Source organism: Chloroflexus sp. (assembly GCF_056331925.1).
Map to the genome: position 1 here is coordinate 52,890 of NZ_JBWGQH010000023.1, position 19,313 is coordinate 72,202.

The 19,313-nt window shown below is 56.3% G+C and carries 13 protein-coding genes; 11 read left to right on the forward strand and 2 right to left on the reverse strand.

Going from position 1 to position 19,313, the window contains the following annotated elements:
• Positions 1-61 precede the first annotated feature (61 nt).
• Positions 62-2,755 carry a beta-galactosidase gene (locus AC01ZF_RS12740; RefSeq protein WP_476575395.1) on the forward strand — a complete coding sequence of 898 codons (2,694 nt, stop codon included), beginning with the start codon at positions 62-64 and terminating at the stop codon, positions 2,753-2,755.
• 13 nt (positions 2,756-2,768) lie between these two features.
• Here the strand turns inward: AC01ZF_RS12740 and AC01ZF_RS12745 are convergent, their stop codons facing one another.
• On the reverse strand, positions 2,769-4,796 hold the full coding sequence (locus AC01ZF_RS12745; protein ID WP_424675122.1) for a monovalent cation:proton antiporter family protein: 2,028 nt from the start codon (positions 4,794-4,796) through the stop codon (positions 2,769-2,771).
• A gap of 263 nt (positions 4,797-5,059) precedes the next feature.
• On the opposite strand from AC01ZF_RS12745, the gene AC01ZF_RS12750 reads away from it, so the two are divergent.
• From AC01ZF_RS12750 to AC01ZF_RS12795, 10 genes are all read left to right on the forward strand, one after another.
• Positions 5,060-6,064, forward strand: a complete 1,005-nt coding sequence (locus AC01ZF_RS12750; RefSeq protein WP_428112467.1) for a glycosyltransferase family 2 protein — start codon at positions 5,060-5,062, stop codon at positions 6,062-6,064.
• A 44-nt stretch (positions 6,065-6,108) separates the two neighbouring features.
• Entirely contained in the window at positions 6,109-8,271 is a 2,163-nt protein-coding gene (locus AC01ZF_RS12755; protein ID WP_424675124.1) for a glycoside hydrolase family 2 protein, read from the forward strand.
• A gap of 76 nt (positions 8,272-8,347) precedes the next feature.
• Positions 8,348-9,472, forward strand: coding sequence for a CpXC domain-containing protein (locus AC01ZF_RS12760; protein ID WP_428112468.1), 1,125 nt, complete (start codon positions 8,348-8,350; stop codon positions 9,470-9,472).
• 15 nt (positions 9,473-9,487) lie between these two features.
• Positions 9,488-10,591, forward strand: coding sequence for a glycine cleavage system aminomethyltransferase GcvT (gcvT, locus tag AC01ZF_RS12765; protein WP_424675126.1), 1,104 nt, complete (start codon positions 9,488-9,490; stop codon positions 10,589-10,591).
• An 11-nt stretch (positions 10,592-10,602) separates the two neighbouring features.
• Positions 10,603-10,992 carry a glycine cleavage system protein GcvH gene (gene gcvH, locus AC01ZF_RS12770; RefSeq protein ID WP_424675127.1) on the forward strand — a complete coding sequence of 130 codons (390 nt, stop codon included), beginning with the start codon at positions 10,603-10,605 and terminating at the stop codon, positions 10,990-10,992.
• 29 nt (positions 10,993-11,021) lie between these two features.
• The gene (gene gcvPA / locus AC01ZF_RS12775; RefSeq protein ID WP_424675128.1) at positions 11,022-12,356 is read left to right on the forward strand and encodes an aminomethyl-transferring glycine dehydrogenase subunit GcvPA; all 1,335 of its coding nucleotides are present in this window, start codon (positions 11,022-11,024) and stop codon (positions 12,354-12,356) included.
• A gap of 36 nt (positions 12,357-12,392) precedes the next feature.
• Positions 12,393-13,385 (forward strand): phosphotransferase family protein, encoded by a 993-nt coding sequence (locus AC01ZF_RS12780; RefSeq protein ID WP_476575396.1) that lies wholly within the window; start codon positions 12,393-12,395, stop codon positions 13,383-13,385.
• Positions 13,378-14,853, forward strand: coding sequence for an aminomethyl-transferring glycine dehydrogenase subunit GcvPB (gene gcvPB, locus AC01ZF_RS12785; protein ID WP_424675130.1), 1,476 nt, complete (start codon positions 13,378-13,380; stop codon positions 14,851-14,853). Before AC01ZF_RS12780 ends, gcvPB begins: the two co-directional genes overlap by 8 nt.
• Positions 14,854-15,039: 186 nt before the next feature.
• A complete protein-coding gene (locus AC01ZF_RS12790) occupies positions 15,040-15,729 on the forward strand; it encodes a lysophospholipid acyltransferase family protein (protein WP_424675131.1) in 690 nt (229 codons plus the stop codon).
• A gap of 62 nt (positions 15,730-15,791) precedes the next feature.
• Positions 15,792-18,407, forward strand: a complete 2,616-nt coding sequence (locus AC01ZF_RS12795) for an ATP-binding protein (protein ID WP_428112475.1) — start codon at positions 15,792-15,794, stop codon at positions 18,405-18,407.
• On the opposite strand, the gene AC01ZF_RS12800 is transcribed toward AC01ZF_RS12795, so the two are convergent.
• Positions 18,366-19,313: transposase (locus AC01ZF_RS12800; RefSeq protein ID WP_476575397.1), on the reverse strand; the 948-nt coding region annotated here is incomplete at its 5' end. The two genes, AC01ZF_RS12795 and AC01ZF_RS12800, sit on opposite strands and share 42 nt — an antisense overlap.

Sequence of the window (19,313 nt, forward strand, 5' to 3'; positions counted from 1 at the left end):
GTCATGATTACCGTGTTGTGCGTTACCGGAAAGCGCCGATGTGTTGTATGAGGTGCGAGCTATGAATGCCACCGTTCGGGTTGGTCAGGGTATTGAACTCGATGGCCGCCCCTTTTATCTCTTATCGGGATGTATTCACTACTTTCGCTGGCCACGCGCCGAATGGCGTGCCCTTCTCGAGCAAGCACGCTGGGCCGGTCTCAACACGATTGATACGGTTATCCCGTGGAATCGTCACGAGCCGCAACCCGGCGTGTTTGATTTTGCCGATGAAGCTGATCTCGCGGCCTTTCTCGATCTGTGTCACGATTTAGGGCTAAAGGTGATTGTCCGTCCAGGCCCCTATATCTGCGCCGAATGGGAGAACGGTGGGTTGCCGGCGTGGTTGACGGCCAACGGTGATCTTCGTCTGCGCACTAATGATCCGGCGTTTCTGAGTGCAGTATTGCGTTGGTTTGATACCCTCATGCCGATACTCGTGCCGCGCCAGCATACCCGTGGTGGGCCGATTATTCTGTGCCAAATCGAGAATGAGCATTGGGCTTCCGGGGTCTACGGCGCCGACGAACATCAGCAGACGCTGGCGCGTGCTGCATTGGAACGCGGGATTGAAGTGCCGCAATACACCTGTATGGGGGCGACACCAGGCTACCCTGAGTTTCGCAACGGCTGGAGCGGAATCGCCGAGAAGCTGGTTCAGACCCGACAGCTTTGGCCCGATAACCCGTTGATCGTCTCTGAGCTGTGGAGTGGCTGGTTTGATACCTGGGGTGGACACCGCCAGACCCGAAAGTCGGCGGCCAAACTGGATATGCTCCTGCACCAATTGACGGCGGTCGGTTGCGCGGGGTTCAGCCATTGGATGTGGGCCGGTGGTACCAATTTCGGCTATTGGGGTGGCCGTACTGTCGGTGGCGATCTGATCCACATGACAACCAGCTACGACTACGATGCACCGATCGATGAATACGGTCGGCTAACCGAAAAAGCACTGGTAGCGCGGCGTCATCATCTCTTCTTGAGCTGCTTTGGCGCCGAATTGTCAGGGGTTCTAGCCGAGGCTGTACCTGGCGGAATAACCGTCATCCCGCCGGCAGCGATTGCCGGACGGAGTGAAGGCGGGGTGCAGCCATATCGCACGGTGCGGGCCGGGCCGACGGCGCCACCGGCGTGGCGCGATTTTTGCGCAACGTTTCTCGCCAATCCCGGCCTTGAAGCGGTGACCTACGAGGTCTTTGTACCCGGTGGCGATCATCTCAGTGTTGAAGTCGAGCCGACCAGTATCCGCCCGATATTCGCCAATCTCCCCCTCGGTGAGAGCGGGATCGTCATTCTCGGCCATACCGGGCGGATTCTCGGCTATTGGCCTGATCAAGGCACACTTGTCATCTATGGCCGCGAAGGTGAACAGGGGACCCTCCTCTTAAGCCTGCCTACGGAACCTGACGGCATCCATGCCCACGACGCCGGCGTAACCGTTCGGGTCGGTTTAGATGACCATCTGCTGCGGGTCGATTACTGGATCACGGCAGAGGGTCGCCGGATCGAGGTCGCGTGGGGGGATCATGCGCTCCTCATCGAGTTATTACCGCAAGCGCTTGCCGAACGCTATGGAAGTCAACTGCTACCGTCACCAACTCAATTGCACCGCACCACGCTCACGACTCGCGCCTTTGCCGTTGTCGAGGCCACCGACGAAACCGGTTGGCAACCGATATCCGAGCCGGTAGCACTCGAGCAGCTCGGTTGTTTCTACGGTTACGGCTGGTATCGGGCCGAACTTGAGCTAACGACGCCCCTAACAACTACCCTCGCTGCGCCACTTCTCAACGATCGGGCACTGGTGCTGGTAAACGGTGATTTCGTCGGTGTATTGGGAGTAAGTCCGAGCGGACCGCGCTATACCTTACCGATCAGCCTACCCGCCGGTCGTCACGATCTCCGCTTCCTCGTCGATAATCTCGGTCGGTTCAACTACGGATTACATTTGGGGGAGCGGAAAGGGTTGCTTGCGCCGCTCTATCTCGCCGGCAGCCAAGAGGACATTTCGGCAGGTTGGGCAGCCTATTGGCAAGAGGTGCAATTTGCCGGTGAAGCGGTGGCAAACATCAAACCGTGGGCGGCGCGGCCCGACGCTGACAACGTGCATCTCGGACGATTCGTGTGGGCCGGGCCGATGGTTTGGCTTATCCGGCCCATCGAGGTGCAAGCCGGACGACGATACCGCGTTCATATCACCGGTGACCGTAATTCTGGCGCGTTCTTCGTCAACGGTATTGCCGTCGAACGGTTTAGCCGTCATCGCAGTGGCGGATTCATCGCTGCCGACATTACCGACCTGTTGCAGCCGGGGGTGAACACGCTCGCATTGCAAATCCTCAACTATGCCGGCGCGCCATGGCGGGCGACGTTGATAAGCTACGACGCCGCCCAGCCGCTTCCGGCACGCTGGAGCTTTCGCGCCGGGGTGACGGTGAACGATCAACCGGCCCCGCCCACCGGTCCGGCTTTCGTCCAAGCGACATTCGCCCGGGACGAATTGCCGGCGCGGTTACAACGGCTGGCGTTACGCCCCGGTATCCTTGACAAAGGCCAGATCTGGCTGAACGGCCAAAACTGCGGTCGATTCTGGCAGATCGGGCCACAAGAAGATTACAAGCTGCCGGTCTCGTGGTTAACAACCCACAACGAGGTCCTCCTCTTTGTCGAGCAGAGTCGAAGTGGCGCCATCGAATTGGTTTGGTCAGAGATGTAGGTCAGACGGTCATCTACTCTGGTACACCGGCCAGTTCCGGTGTACCACAAATGAGTTGTTCGGCGGCGGCGATCTGCTCACTCTCACCGATCAGACCGAGGAGATCGCCAGCTTGGAAGACGGTGCTCGACTTTGGGTTGGCGATCAACTGTTGGTTACGGATCAGCGCAATCACCGAGGCGCCGGTACGAGCACGAATGTTGGCTTCGGCCAATGTTTGCCCGATGATCGGACTATGCTCGCTCACCAGCCGCCACACAATCTCAATGCCGCGGGCAGCCCGCACCATCTGATCAAGGGCTTGATGCTCTGCCGGTGACGAAACGGTAGTATCATATTCATCACGACGCACTGCATCGGTATAGCCTTGCACCTGTGTCGCCGGATAGCCCAGGGAGAGCAGAGTATGACGCATCACCTCTAATCCCCCTTCGAGTTCGGGGTGGATCACATCGTGCGCACCGAGCTTCAGTAGCCGACCGACCCCTTTGGTGGTTGCCGCGCGCGCGATGATCGGGAGGTTTGGGGCAATCTTGCGCGCCGCGGCCACTACCATTTCGGTCGCCGTCTCATCGGGCAAGGTAACGACAAGCGCACGAGCCCGCTCGAGACCTGCATGAATCAGGACATCAGAGTTAGCCGCGTCACCGAAGAGGGTAGGTACCCCCCGGGCATTAAACTCGGCGGCTCGTCCCGAATCGATTTCGATTACCAACCGCGGTACCCCTAACCGTTCGAGCACATTCACGATATGCTGGCCGACCCGGCCATACCCAACCACAACCACGTGTCCCTCGCGTGGTAAGGCAATATCGGTAGGCTGCAACGGGTGACGATCAAACCACTCCCACAAGCGTGGTGAGAGACGTTGCATCATGTGCTCGATCGGTTTGATGGCGCGGAACATCAATGGGTTCAGCATAATTGACAGCAGTGACCCGGCTAAAATCAGCGAGTACTGTTCTTGATTGATGATGCCGAGCCGCATTCCCGCCTGTCCCAGAATAAACGAAAATTCGCCGATCTGGCTAAGACCGGCTGCAACTATGAGCATCGTTCGCCCGCTGGCCGGTAAGAAAAAGCCAAGCAGTTGGGTAATGAGGGCTTTACCAACTACAATTAGGGTTGTAAGTATTATTACCTGCCCGGCATTTGCCCAGAGGTAGAGCGGATTAACAATCATCCCCACTGAAACAAAAAAGATCACGGCAAACGTTTCCCGAAAAGGCAGCACATCGTCACCGATCTGGTGACTAAATTGTGATTCACTCAACACTACCCCGGCAAGAAACGCGCCTAACGCTAAAGAAACATCGAAAAATGTAGACGCGCCGAAAGCGGTACCGAGCGCTATTGCTACCGCAGCGAGAATAAACAGTTCGCGTGAACGAGTACTGGCGATCGCGTCGAGTAATTTTGGTAACAATTTACGCCCGGCAAATAACATCACGGCTACGAACACCGCCACCTTGAGCAGCGAAGCAAGAGCCAACCACAGTGATTGCTCGCTTCGCCCGCCAAAAATGATCGGCAGCAACACGAGAATAAACACAGTAGCGATGTCTTCCATCACCAGCCAACCGACCGCGATCCGCCCGGCATTGGTACTTAAGAGACCGTTATCCATTAACCCGCGCATCAAGACAACGGTACTGGCAATCGAGATTGACAGACCCAGGAGCAGCCCTGATAACGGTTCCCAGCCCCAAGAACGACTGAGGATAAACCCTAGACCGGTGGCGAGCACCATTTGCAAGATCGCTCCCGGTAAGGCCACGTGCCGCACGGCCCATAGATCGTGCAACGAAAAGTGAAGCCCGACACCGAACATCAAAAAGATCACACCGATTTCGGCGAGTTGGCTGAGATCGGCCACGTCGCCAACGAATCCCGGTGTGAATGGACCAATCGCCATACCGGCTAATAGGTAGCCGACAATGGTCGGTAAGCCGATCCGACGTGCAATAATGCCGCCGGCAAAGGCCGTCACGAGGGCTATGGTCAAATTTGCCAACAATGAGATGTTTTCAACATGCATCATAAACTCCGGTGAACAAAGCTATATACACGCTCTGGGTGAATGGAAGACATAGGTTGTGCAAAGAGATGTAATTCGTATGATAAAGAGTCGAACGGGCGATGTCAAAGCGCAGGGTAAGTTGTGGTACACTGTACTCCGGTCATTCAAGTGCGGAGCGAGGTTTCTCGTGATCTGATCTATCGATAGATACCACCGCTCGGTAGGTTATTCGAGAATCAACAATCAAGCCCCGCCGGGGCTTTTCTTCACTAAGCAAGCCTGCTATGTTGGCTATCATTATCGTTTCGTGGAATGTCAAAGAGTTGCTGCGCAGATGCTTGCAGGCCGTTTATGCATCATTGGCAACTACCCATCTAGGCGCCGAGATTATTGTCGTTGACAACAAGAGCGATGACAATACACCGACAATGGTGCGCCGTGAGTTTCCAGATGTTCATCTGATCGAGGCGGGTGCTAACCTTGGTTTCGCTGCCGGTAATAATCTGGCACTCCGTATGCTTCTATCCCGACCAGATGGTGGCCCGGAGTTTGTCCTCTTGCTCAATCCTGATACCGAACCGGTAGCCGATGCCATTCCACGCTTAGTCGCCTTTCTGCAAACGTACCCGGCAGCAATTGCGGTTGGCCCACAGCTCCGCTATAGCGACCATCATGTACAATCCTCACGACGCCGGTTTCCTACTCCGCTGACGATGATCTGGGAGAGTACCCCATGGGAACGCCTATGGCCGTCGAATCCGTGGGTGCGGTTCTACCATTGCGCCGACCGACCCGACGATCGTGTCCAGCGCGTGGGTTGGTTGGTTGGCGCAGCGTTGCTGGTGCGGACCGCGGCTATCCGTAAGGCTGGTCTGCTCGACGAGCGATTTTTTATGTATAGTGAAGAGGTAGAGTGGCAATGGCGTTTACAACAGGGCTCGGCCATCGCACCCCCACCAAACCGTTCACAGCTTGAGCATGTCGAAGTCAGTAGTCAGATTTGGTATTTGCCCGACGCTGTGATTATCCATCACGAAGGCAAAAGTAGCGAGCAGGTGTTGGTTGGGCGCCATCGGCACTTTCAACAGAGCCGCTTACAGTTGGCCCGTATGTGGTACGGGTGGTCCATAGCAACGTTGCTCCACCGCTTGATTTGCGCCGGCTACCAATACGAGTTAATTGTTGAGACGCTTAAATTGACCCTTGGTCATCGCCCTGAATTGCGCCGCCAACGGATCGAAACCTATCGGCAGGTGTTGCTTGCGCTGACCCAGACTGATACGTATTAATCCGAGGAAATCACGACGCATTGCGTTCACCAAAGCATTCGCCTATGTACCTTTCGACGCTGAAGGACGGTTGGCAGATTCGCCCACTTACCGAATTCAGTCAAGGTATCTATCCGCGGGACGATCAGGGTTGGTTGCCGGCTATCGTCCCGGCACACTGGCAGCAGTTACCCGGCCTCGAGAGCCATAGCGGCAAGGTAGTCTATCGTTGCCGCTTCATCAACCCCACTCCTCACGACCGGATCGAAGGCGAGCGCCGTTGGTTGCGGATCAACGGTGCGTTTTACTATCGTCGTACCTATTTCAACGGGATCGACTTTGGTGCGCATGAAGGCTACTTCGAACCAACTGAGCATGAGATAACGACGTTCCTGCAAACGCACAATACGCTACTCATCGAGCTGGATTGCCCCGACGAGCACGATAAGGTTGGCAAGCGGATGATCACCGGTGTCTTTTCCCATTGGGATTGCTTCGATCCCCAGACGAACCCGGGTGGTATCTGGTTGCCGGTCGAACTTCATCGGAGCGGGCCGGTACGATTGCGGCAAGCGCGTTTGCGTACCGAGCAGTGCGATGCCCGCCTTGCGCAATTGCGCTTTGCGCTCGATCTCGACGCAGCCCAAGCGACAACGATCCGTTGTGAAATCAGCTTTACGCCACTGACCTTCCATGGTGAGACGCAAACGACCGTGATCCAACGCCGACTGCGCAGTGGCGTTCAAACCGTGCAGGGTTTGCTCAAGCTCCGCGAACCGCGCCGATGGTGGACACACGATCTTGGCCGTCCCGATCTGTATCAGGTGACGGTGCGGATCTGGCTCGATAGCCTGTTCAGTGATGAGCAATCGTTTGCCTACGGTATCCGCACCTTTGAACTGCGCGATTGGATCCCGTATTTGAACGGTGAGCGGTTTCTCGTCAAAGGCAATAACTACCCACCTGGCGATATGCGGATTGCGACGATGAACCGTGAACGCGCCGATTATGATCTCGCATTGGCCCGCGATTGCCACATGAATATGTTGCGCGTTCACGCTCACATCGATCACCCGGCTTTCTACGATGCTGCTGATGCCGCGGGGATATTGCTCTGGCAAGACTTTCCCCTGCAATGGCTCTACCGTCCAGAAGTTCTCCCGGCTGCTCGCCATCAGGTGCGCGCCATGGTACGGCTGCTTGGTAATCATCCCAGCATCGCGATCTGGTGTATGCACAACGAGGCCATCCATCTTGAAGATACCGCCGATGAATCGCTCGCTGCCCGGCTACGCACGTATCAGTCGGCCTTCACGTTTAGCTGGAACCGCGATGTGATGGATGTGCAATTGAAGCAGATTGCTGAAGAAGAAGACCCCACACGGCCGGTCGTGCGCTCATCGGGGGAGCCAGACGTGCCGTACCTGCGCAGTGGAACCGATGCGCATGCCTACTTCGGCTGGTACCGCACCTACGGCACCTTGGCCGACGGGGAAGCGGTGCGGGCGCGGTTTCCGAGTAATTTACGCTTCGTTACCGAATTCGGGGCACAAAGTTTTCCAAATCTGGAGAGTTGTCTGCGCTTTATGCCCGATCCCCTCGACGATCAGGCCATTGCTCGTCTCGTGGAGCGTCATGGCTTACAAGCTGAGATCATGTCGGCGTGGTATCCGTGGCGTCAGGCTGCGTCGCTGGCCGAAGTCGTTGAGATGTCACAGAACTATCAGGCCGAACTCAACCGCTTTTACATCGACCGGCTACGATACCACAAGTACCGTCCGACCGGTGGAATTATTGCCTTTCTGTTTGTCGATCCCTACCCGGCAGTGCTGTGGAGTGTCGTCGATTATTGGCGGGTTCCCAAACGTTCGTACTATGCGCTGCGCGACAGTTTCCGCCCACAGTACGTGTTTACGTTAATCGAACCGCGCTCATTTACCATCGGTGAAGCGGTCGATCTACCGATTTACGCCGTGAACGATGCTCGTCAACCGCTCGTCGGTGCCCAAGTAACGATCACCCTGCGCGATCCTGACGATCATGAGCTGGCTACGGTGGTGCGCTATCTTGATCTCCCCGCCGACTCACTTGCGACCGAGATCGACCGATTACGACTCACTCCGATCCGAGTCGGTCGCTATACCGTCGAACTACGTCTCGTCGGAGCCGGACCGGAGTTCGTCAATCGCTATCGTCTCACTGTTGCGGCGGCCAATGCCAATCGGTAACATCATGCTGAGTGGCGACTGATGGTACAATACAGCGGAGAGCAAGTATTGCCGATTGGCAAGGGTGCAAGAACGTATGCCCATCTCGTACCGCGAGCAGGCCCAATTGACGTGTCCCCATTGTGGCGGTGAGTTTCACGCCGACATCTGGTTGATTGTTGATGCCGACGAGGAGCCGGAGGCGGCGGCTGCCCTCCGCCGCGAAGAGATCAATATTGTGGTGTGCCCACACTGTCAGGCGAGTGGGCCGGCAGGTGCACCGTTGATGTACCACGATGCCCGTGCTCGTCGTGTGTTGTTTGCACCTACTCCCGGTGCCGCCGATCATGAGATCCGCGACCAAGCGCGCAATCTCCATGCCCTCTTAGTCGGTTCGATTGATCCCGAACAGCGCCGTCCCTATCTTGCCGATGTCGATATTGCGCAGGACATGAGTGGGCTTGCCCATCTGTTGCGTCGACTCGATGCACGCCGTCGTCTTGTTGCACCACCACCACCGCCACCTGTCACCGAACCACCACCCTTGTTGGCCGCCGTCGAGGCGTTGTTGGCAGCCGATACAACGGCCGAACTTGAACGGGTACTGGTTGACCATCCCGAATTGCTCGAACCGGCAACACGCACAACATTGGATCAATTGGCCGAGGTTGCCGACACGCAGGGCGAACGGGAGATTGCCCAAGCACTCCGTAACGCGCGTGCGTTGCTGACCGATATGCAGCGTCCGCGCGAGCCGGCCCCTCTCACTACGATCCCACCGGAGGCATTGCAAGCGCTCCTCGGTGCACAGAGTGATACCGAACTCAAACAGGTGATTGCTCGCTATCCTTTCTTGTTACAGCCTGAAGTTGATGAGCTACTTGCTGCCGAAATCGAGCTGGCCCTCGCCGCTGAAGCAGAGCAGATGGCGCACCTCCTTGAAGTTCGGCGGATGGCGCTGGCTACAGTGCGAGCTTCGACTGTATCGCCTGCCGATCTGGAGACGGCGATTGAAGCGCTGTTACTCGCCGAGGATGAAGCGACGATGGTTCACGTCCTTGAGCAGTACCCACTCTTGCTGAGTGAGCCTGCCGAACAAGCACTCTGGGAATTTGCTGCCGAGGCTCGTGTCGGCGGTGACCAAGAGTTAGCGCGTCATGCGATAGCATGTCGGGAAATGTTGCGCCGTGTGCGCGCCGGGTTGGAAGAAGACCGTTCATAGTTGACGGAAATGGGTATGCTGAAACGAACTCCTCTCTACAACGCGCACCTCGCAATGGGCGCGCGCATGGTCGAATTCGGCGGTTGGGAGATGCCGGTGCAGTACCGCGGTATCATCGACGAACACCATGCGGTGCGGAATCGAGCCGGGTTGTTCGATATTAGTCACATGGGGCGGTTTATGATCCGCGGCCCGCAGGCTGAAGCGTTCCTGCAACGGATGGTCACGTGCGATGTGAGCACAATTCCGCTCGGTCATGCCAGTTATGGTCTTTTGTGCCGGCCTGATGGTGGAATTGTTGATGATGTCTTTCTCTACCATTTGCCCGATGAGTTTATGATGGTGGTCAATGCTGCCAATCGTGCGAAAGATTGGGATTGGTTGCAGCAGCATACCACCAGGTTTGAAGTAGAGATCGAAGATCGCTCTGAGCGGTGGGCGATGCTAGCGCTCCAAGGACCGCAGGCAGAGCATCTGTTGGCCGGTGCTGAAGATTCAACGACGGCAGACATCGGTTCGTTGCCATTCCACGGTGTTGCCATGACGACGATCTTCGGGCAAAATGCGTTAATCGCTCGCACCGGCTACACCGGCGAAGATGGTTTTGAGATTTTTTTCGAGGCCCAATCCGCCGAACGTTTCTGGTATGGTCTGTTGGCACTCGGTGGCAACGCCGTGCAAGCCTGTGGCCTCGGTGCTCGCGATAGTTTGCGCTTTGAAGCTTGCCTTGCCCTGTACGGTCATGAAATTGACGAGACGATTAACCCCTACGAGGCGCGTTTGGGTTGGGTTGTGAAATTGAATAAAGGTGATTTTATCGGGCGTGAGGCGTTGCAGGCGATAAAAGCGGCCGGTATTAGTCGCCGCCTGGTTGGGTTCGAGATGGTTGGAAAGGGGATTGCCCGCAGTGGCTATCCGGTGCAGCGGGTTTGTGGGGAAACGGTGGGATTTGTGACCAGTGGCATGCCCTCCCCCACCCTTGGCCGACCGCTCGGGATGGCATATGTGCCGACCGACCTGAGTAGCGAGGGGAGTGAATTCGATGTTGTAATCCGCGAACGTCCCGTTCGGGCGCGTGTGGTAAAGATGCCATTCTATAAGCCGCGCTATAAGCGCTAGAGGAGTGCGACATGGTTTACAATACTCCATCCGATCTGCGGTATAGCAAAACTCACGAGTGGGTGCGCCAAGAGGGTGATGAAGTGGTGATCGGGATTACCGACTATGCGCAGCATGCTCTTGGTGATGTGGTGTATGTAGAACTGCCGGCAGTCGGTGCAACCATTACCGCCGGCGAAAGTTTTGGCGTAGTTGAGTCGGTCAAAGCGAGTTCGGACCTCTATGCGCCGGTGAGCGGCGAAGTGGTAGCGGTTAATACTGCTTTAGAGAGCGATCAATCACCGATCAACAACGATCCGTATGGTACGGGCTGGATGCTACGGGTACGTCCGAGTGCAATGAGCGAGGAATTACTCGATGCCGCAGCCTATGCGGCGTATGTGGCTGAAATCGATCACTGATTAATTGTATAGTCTAGACGGAATGTGCTATGACCCATTATATTCCGATCACCGATGCCGATCGACAGGAGATGTTGCAGGCGATTGGCGTGAGCGACATCACCGATCTGTTTACCGATGTACCGGCAGCGTATCGTTTCCCACCGCTCAGATTGCCGCCGCCGCTCTCTGAACCGGAGATCATGGCCGAATTGCATCGGATGAGCGAGCTGAATGCCCATACCCGTCGGTACTGTGTGTTTCTCGGTGCAGGAGCCTACAATCACTTCGTCCCGGCGGCAGTCGATCAGATTCTGCGCCGTGGTGAATATTATACAGCGTACACGCCATACCAGCCGGAGATTAGTCAGGGAACACTTCAGGCAATTTTTGAATATCAGAGCCTGATCTGTGCACTCACCGGTATGGAGATTGCCAACGCCTCGCACTACGATGGCGCGACTGCACTGGCCGAGTCGGCCATTATGGCGCTCAACGTGGTGCGTAACCGACGCAAAATCGTGGTCGCCCGGAATGTAAACCCACAGTATCGCGCTGTGCTCCGTACCTACTTGCAAGGTCTCGATGTCGAAATTGTCGGTGATGAGACGCCAGGAAGTGGGATCGCTGAAGCGTTGGCCCAGGTCGATGACCGAACGGCCCTGTTGATCGTGCAAAATCCCGACTTCCTCGGTCGGTTGCACGATCTACGCGGGCTAGGGGCGCAGGTGCAAGCGCGCGGTGCGTTGCTGGCCGTGCATTTCGATCCGATTGCCCTTGGCTTGTTCCAGACCCCAGCCGAAGCAGGTGCTGACATTGCGACCGGTGAGGGGCAGCCACTTGGCCTAGGGTTGTCGTTTGGCGGCCCGTACCTCGGTATCTTCACCACCCGCCAAAAATATGTGCATAAAATTGCCGGTCGGATTGTCGGTGTGACGAAAGATGTCGATGGCCGCATGGCGTATGTGCTGACCCTCCGCGCTCGAGAACAAGATATTCGACGTGAACGGGCCACCAGTAATATCTGTACCAATCAAGGGTTGATGGCGTTAGCATCGGCGGTCTATATGTCGCTGATGGGTAAGCGTGGGATGCGCAAGGTGGCCGAAATTACCTATCAACGGGCGCAGTATGCGGCGCGCCGAATTGCCGAACTGCCTGGCTATCGCGTGCTGGCCGACCGGCCATTTTTCCGCGAATTTGTCGTGCAGTGCCCACGACCGGTCGCTGAGATCAACGCTGCGCTGCGTGAACAAGGGATCATCGGTGGCTATGATCTCAGTGCCGATGAGCCACAGTTGGGCAATGCGATGCTACTAGCCGTTACCGAGATGAATCCACCGGCAGATATTGATCGGTTAGTGCAGGCATTGGCTGCTCTCTGAGGCTGTTCCTGCCTACGGTTGGCGAGTGATCGAACAATGGTTGAGCAACTCTCACTGCCCCAAATCGAACGGTTGGTAAACCGTCTCTTGCCCGGAGCACGGATCCGCGACGCGGCGCCGCTCGGTGTGCGTAGTTTGTTGGTGTCGCTGAGCGATCGCCAGATTGTGGTACGGCTACCGGCCGGTGTCGATCAATGGGCCGGTGAGTCACTGAGTGCCGAGGCATTGGCGCTGCGCACCTTGCGTGCTGAAATCGATCTCCCACTGCCTACGGTCTTGGCTGAAATCGATGCTGAGGGCGACGACCCGCCGGCGTTGGCGCTCAGCTATGTACCCGGAACACCACTGCCCGAAGTCATCGCCGCTATCGATGAAGAATCGCGCTTTGCGATTGGGCGGACCCTAGCCACGGCACTGGCACGGGTTCATAGCTATACGACACCGCACTATGGCCCGTTACAACCAGATGCTTTGCCAACCCCTGCCGATCAGCCTGCGGTTCCTGGCGCTGATGTTGCCTATCTGCGTCATCGGGTAGCCGTTGCTACCGCAGCGGCGGTAACCCGTGGCCAGTTGACGGATGAGCAGAGTGCGTGGTTGCAAACTCGTCTCACCGGATGGTTGACCACTACCGGACGCCCGGCGTGTCTGGTCCACGGCGATCTCCACCCGCGTCGCCTTATTGTACGCCGCCGTGAACGTGATTGGCGGCTGGTGGGCATTACCGGCTGGGGTTTCGCCCAAGCTTGGCGTCCGGGTTGGGACCACGTCGCGTTGCAACTCAACTTTGCCGATCCTGCCTATTTCGGTCTACGGGTCGGTTACGGTGCGGCTTACGATGAAACGACCGACCGTCGTTATGATCAGGTTCGGGAGTTCGCCCTATTACCGTATCGGCTCACCTTCTTGCTGGAACGCGAGCGTGCCGATTTGACCCTCCATATTGCTGCCGAACTTGATACCGTCCAGTCCCCGCCCGTTATAGCTACTCCCGATGAACCCGTGAATGGAGCTAACGGTTATGCATAATGAAGAACCACCTATTTTTACCTATTCGCAGCCCGGTAAAATTGGCGTCAATCTCCCCGATGTTGGGGTTGAGCCGACGCCTCTTCCCACCGAGCTGCTGCGGCAAGATGATCTGGCCGGTTTTCCTGAATTAACCGAGCCGGAAGTTGTTCGTCACTTTACCCGCATCAGTCAGCGTAACTACTCGATTGATACCGGCTTCTACCCGTTGGGGTCGTGTACGATGAAGTATAACCCCAAGCTCCACGAAGAGGTTGCTCGTTTACCTGGCTTTGCCGCTGCCCATCCATTGCAAGACGAGGAACTCAGCCAAGGTGCGCTGGAACTGATGTATGAGTTGCAAACGTATCTCGGCGAGATCAGTGGGTTTGATGCCGTTAGTCTGCAACCGGCTGCCGGTGCACAGGGTGAACTCACCGGTATTCTTGTCTTTCGGGCTTATCACCTCGACCGCGGCGATACCGACCGTACCGAGGTGCTCGTGCCCGATTCAGCGCACGGTACGAACCCGGCGACGGCGGCAATGGCCGGCTTGAAGGTAGTCGAGTTGAAGAGTGATGCACGTGGGAACGTCGATCTCGACGATCTCAAAGCGAAGCTATCACCGCGTACTGCCGGTATGATGCTCACCAACCCCAACACGCTGGGCCTGTTTGAAGAGCATATCGTCGAAATTTGCCGTCTCGTGCATGAAGCCGGTGGCCTGATGTACGGCGATGGTGCTAATTTCAATGCCATTTTAGGTATCGCCAAGCCCGGTGAATTGGGGTTTGATTTCATGCACTACAACCTGCATAAGACCTTCACCACACCCCATGGTGGTGGTGGCCCCGGTTCGGGAGCAGTCGGTTGTACTACGGCTCTCGCTCCCTACTTGCCCGGTCCGCGCGTCCGCCAACGGACAGACGGGAAGTATGAGTTCTTCACCCCCGAAAAGAGCATTGGGCGGATGAAAGCGTTCCATGGCAACTTCGGTATGCTGGTGCGGGCATGGGCGTACATTCGCTCGATGGGTGCTGCCGGCTTGCGGGCGGTAAGTGAAACGGCGGTATTGAACGCCAATTATGTGCGCGTGATGCTCAAAGACATTTATCCGCAAGCGGTTGACCGCATCTGTATGCACGAAACGGTCTTGCGTGGGCAGATTGCCGGTGCACCCAAAGATGTGCGCACGCTCGATATTGCCAAACGGCTGATTGACTACGGCTTCCATCCACCGACCATTTACTTCCCCCTGATTGTGCCCGAAGCGTTGATGATCGAACCGACCGAGACCGAGAGTAAACAAACGCTCGATCAGTTCATTGCCACAATGCGCCGGATAGCCGGCGAAGCAGTCGAGACACCGGAGGTACTGCACGCGGCGCCAACGAAAGCACCGGTGCGCCGGCTTGATGAAGTACGGGCTGCGCGCCAACCTATCTTGCGCTACGATCCGGTAGCGATTGCGCGTTTGCAAAGTGAGTAACCACAACCGGTACGGCAGGGGTTTCAAAACCCCTGCCATCGCAATATACCCAAAAGTATCTCGCAAAGATGAGGACAAGACGGTATAATAACGTATAACGTTCACGCTACACGAAAGGTAAAGACGGCTTCTGGTCAAACCGGCAACCATTCGCTAGCACGAGACTAGGCATCATAGGGATTGACTATGAGTCTCTATCGCAGCCGCCATGTTGCGGCCCGTTTTGTTCCGGCGCTTTTCCGCAGCTTTGTGCGGATCTATGTACGACCGCGTGTTGAGGGGATCGAGCATATCCCACGCGAAGGTGCGTTGATTATTGCTGCCAACCATACCAGCCACGCCGACACTGCGGTTATATATACGGTCTTGCCGCGTGAAGTCCGATCGCGCTTCGTTGCCGCTGCCGCGCAAGATTATTTCTTCAAAGGCGGAGTAATGCAGTTCCTGTCGCGTATTCTGTTCAACGCAATACCGGTTGCGCGCGACCGACGCGGTGGTCAAGACCCGCTTCGTCACGCTGCCCGTGCGTTACGTGAAGGATATGCCCTCCTGCTGTTTCCTGAAGGTACCCGCAGCACAACCAGCGAAATCGGTCCATTCCGGAGCGGGATTGGGCGTTTGATCGCCGAGTTTCCCGGTACACCAGTCATTCCAACGTATGTTGGTGGCACAAATCGGGTAATGCCCAAAGGCAAAATTATTCCGCGGCCATATCGAGTCACCGTTCGGTTTGGTGAACCGCTGTACCTCAAGGCCCACCCGAAACTACGTGCGACGTGGCAAACGGCCGCTGATGAGGTGCGTGAGGCGATAGTCCAACTAAGCGGGATGGCGCTTGCCCACAGTGTCGATACGTCGTCAGAACAGGCTGATTAGCCCCTACGTTTGGATTGGTAAGCAGCATCATATCTGACGAAGCCGGCAACGGGAGGATACAGATGGCTGTTTTTTCCGATCCAGACTCGGCAATTGCCACACTTATGCATCAGCACGTTGCCCAATTATTGCGTGTTCTGGTCTTTTTTTGTCTCTTGGCGGTATTGGTGTATACCATTGCCAGCCCGATTGATCTATCACTCCTCCCCCTACGGCTCGTCGTTGTTATTCCCCTAATTACAGCGTTTCTGGGAGCGCTCTGGCTAGTACATCGGCAACGTATTCGCCAAGCAAGCTGGCTCATCATCGGATCATTGTGGATTATCTTGACGATGACGGCTGCCCTGAGTCGTGGGATAGCTGCGCCGGCGTTTGCAGTATTGCCGATAGTTGTGGTGATGGCCGGAGTCTTGCTGGGTCGCCAGTGGGCTTGGGTTATCGCGTTGCTTTCGATTGGGGTTGGGGGCCTATTCGTCCTGTTTGCCGATCAGTTGCAATCACCACTGCTCGCCCACTCGCCCTTGTCATGGCTCATTGCGTATAGTCTGTACATGTTGTTGGGCAGCTATTTCATCGACCAGTTAATGCAGCATTTCCATCAATCACTGCGGGAGACAGAGAAGGAGCTGCGCGAACGGCAAACGACCGAGCAACACCTGCGCGAGTCGGAAGAGAAATTGGCTCGTCTTTTCGATTTTGCCCCGTTTGCGATGATTATTGTGCGTTTGCAAGACGCGATGATCATCAATGCTAACGCGGCTTGCCGTGAGTTCTTTGGGGTGAGTAGTGAACAGCTTATCAAACAGCCGATCAGCTCGTTACACTGGTCACAATTGTCGTCGAAATGGCCAACAATTGCCACAACGTTACACCAACAAGGTAGTGTATACGGGGTCGAGTTCAGTTTTCAACGGAGTGATAGTACGACCTGCTTTGCACAATTGGCGGCAGAAATCGTCGAGATGCCGGAAGGATTATGTGCCATTGTTGCTATGCAAGATGTGACGCCGCTACAACGGGCTAATGAGCGTTTGGTCGAGTTAGCAGCTCGCCAAGAGCAATTGGCAACGTTGGCCCGTGAAGCGTTGGCGAACTCGAACCTTGATGCCCTGTTTGCTGCTGCGGCTGAGCAGATAGGATCAACCTTACTGCTGAATGGGATCGAGATTATAGAACTCGATCCTGAAGGGGAAGTGCGCGTGCATACGGTTTGGGGAAACGTGCCAACTGCTCCCCTGTCGATTGCCTTCCTCCGTTCACTACCTGCCGACCACCCCGGTTGGAGTTGCTTGCCCACAGAGTTAGCTGACCGTGTCGCAGATCTGGGGTTATCCGGTCCTGCTTTGCCAATCCGTGGTAACGAAAGGCTCTTCGGTCTTCTGGTGGCTTACGCAAAGGCCCCGCTTGATGCCGAGATTGTCTTTTTTCTGAGAAGCGTGGCAAATGTGTTGGCCGTTGCACTCGAACGCGTATATGCCGAACAAGAGCGTCAGCAACTCGAGACCCAGATGTTGCAGGCTCAGAAGCTCGAAAGTTTAGGATTACTTGCCGGTGGAATTGCTCACGATTTCAATAATTTGCTCACCGGTATTATGGGGCATACCAGTCTGGCGTTGCTCGATCTCCATCCCAACCATGAACTGCAACCGCACTTAGTTGCTATCGATCAAGCAGCCCAACGTGCTGCTGAGTTGTGTAGTCAACTTCTTGCCTACGCCGGGCGTGGTCAGCGCTCGCTCGAAACAGTTAATTTGTCGACGTTGGTACGCGAGATGGGGGGGATTTTACATTTACCGAGTCATCGGAGCGGGCATGTGACGATCCACTACGATTTGGTCACCGATCTACCGTCCGTTGTAGTCGAAGCTAGTCAGATACGCCAGGTGGTACTGAATTTATTAACAAACGCAATTGAAGCGATTGGCGAACGTGGAGGATCGGTCACGTTACGTACCAGAGTTGTCACTTTAAGTGCAACCGATCTCCGCCGGCTGAACCTGACACCGACGATTCCACCCGGCCGGTATGTGACGTTAACAGTCAGCGATACCGGGATTGGGATGGACGAAGTCACGATGCGTCGTATCTTCGACCCATTTTTCAGCACTAAACCGAAGGGTCACGGCTTGGGATTGGCCGCCGTTCAGGGGATCGTTCGTCGCCACAATGGAGCCATCAAGGTCGAAAGTGTTCCTGGTCTTGGTTCGAGCTTTACGATCTACTTGCCGGCGGCCAGCAAAGAAGTAGCAGTTGCTCCTGGTACCGTCACCAAGCCGATTACGTTGCAAGGTACCGCTTTTATTGTTGACGATGACGTAGCCGTGCGCACGACACTGCGCCGTATTCTTGAGCGGGCCGGGATGGTGACGGTTGAAGCAGGTGATGGACGGTCGGCGCTCGCCCTCTTGACCGAGTCTACGCTACCGATTACCATCGCCCTAGTCGATCTGGCTATGCCGGGGATGAACGGGCTTGAGTTGCTCGACGCGATCCGCCAGCATGAACCACAGTTACCGGTCCTCTTGATGAGCGGGAATGCAGAGCAAGTAGTAACCGGCAAGCTCCCGATTGATCGATACACCGATTTCTTACCTAAACCCTACCGCTCCCACGATCTGCTCACCAAAATAAGCCAATTAATCCAGAATGCCACGCAACGCGTTCCGGATGAGCTGTAATACCCCGTGCATATCGTTGGGGCACGGCGGCGTTGTGCCCCAACCGCGTGCCGTGCTCCTACCGCGCCATACCCCACGCTGTATCCCAAAGGCGCCATCCGCCGTACCGATGTTGAGGGATTCGTCGTTGCGGATGATGTGTTCGTAATAGTTGCGTTGCCAGACCGAGGCGCCGGGCGTACCGCGCAGGGCGTTGATGTGTTTGGTTGTGGCGGATTTGAACGACCGGATAATGGTGGGAATCGAACCGCATACAGGGGCCCCGAATCGTTCCCCTGTAGGGGCACGGCGCCGCCGTGCCCCTACATCATCGTCATCATTTACAATCCAGATAATGCCGTGCACATGGTTGGGCATGACCACGAATTCGTTCGGGCATAACCGTACATACGGACGCAGGACGGCGGAACGAAACCATTCTTCCCACACAATCTGTCCCCACGTATTCAACCGCATTTCCCCCTCCACCACCTCGCCAAACAGGTGGGCCCGCCCCTGCGTGCAAATGGTGATGAAATACGCCCCCGCCTGGGAATAATCGTACCCTCGCAGGCGGATGCTGCGGCGATGGTGATGTTCCGGATCGTGATGCGGGCGGGGTGGGAACCCGCCCCTACTATTTGCCTTCTCCAACCGCGCCCGCACCAGCTCGTCGTTACCCGAACCATTCTGCTTCCTCTGGGTTCGTGCCGGTGCAGTCGGGGTTTTCGCGGTCCAGATGCCAGCGCACGGGGTTGGTGATGATGTAGTCGCGGATGCGGTTGAGGATTCGTCGTTGCGGATGATGTGTTCGTAATAGTTGCGTTGCCAGACCGAGGCGCCGGGCGTACCGCGCAGGGCGTTGATGTGTTTGGTTGTGGCGGATTTGAACGACCGGATAATGGTGGGAATCGAACCGCATACAGG

Bases quoted from the DNA above. Each gene is read 5' to 3' on its own strand.
- AC01ZF_RS12740 (WP_476575395.1), top strand. From the start codon at position 62: ATGAATGCCACCGTTCGGGTTGGTCAGGGTATTGAACTCGATGGCCGC.
- AC01ZF_RS12745 (WP_424675122.1), bottom strand. From the start codon at position 4,796: ATGATGCATGTTGAAAACATCTCATTGTTGGCAAATTTGACCATAGCC.
- AC01ZF_RS12750 (WP_428112467.1), top strand. From the start codon at position 5,060: ATGTTGGCTATCATTATCGTTTCGTGGAATGTCAAAGAGTTGCTGCGC.
- AC01ZF_RS12755 (WP_424675124.1), top strand. From the start codon at position 6,109: ATGTACCTTTCGACGCTGAAGGACGGTTGGCAGATTCGCCCACTTACC.
- AC01ZF_RS12760 (WP_428112468.1), top strand. From the start codon at position 8,348: ATGCCCATCTCGTACCGCGAGCAGGCCCAATTGACGTGTCCCCATTGT.
- gcvT (WP_424675126.1), top strand. From the start codon at position 9,488: ATGCTGAAACGAACTCCTCTCTACAACGCGCACCTCGCAATGGGCGCG.
- gcvH (WP_424675127.1), top strand. From the start codon at position 10,603: ATGGTTTACAATACTCCATCCGATCTGCGGTATAGCAAAACTCACGAG.
- gcvPA (WP_424675128.1), top strand. From the start codon at position 11,022: ATGACCCATTATATTCCGATCACCGATGCCGATCGACAGGAGATGTTG.
- AC01ZF_RS12780 (WP_476575396.1), top strand. From the start codon at position 12,393: ATGGTTGAGCAACTCTCACTGCCCCAAATCGAACGGTTGGTAAACCGT.
- gcvPB (WP_424675130.1), top strand. From the start codon at position 13,378: ATGCATAATGAAGAACCACCTATTTTTACCTATTCGCAGCCCGGTAAA.
- AC01ZF_RS12790 (WP_424675131.1), top strand. From the start codon at position 15,040: ATGAGTCTCTATCGCAGCCGCCATGTTGCGGCCCGTTTTGTTCCGGCG.
- AC01ZF_RS12795 (WP_428112475.1), top strand. From the start codon at position 15,792: ATGGCTGTTTTTTCCGATCCAGACTCGGCAATTGCCACACTTATGCAT.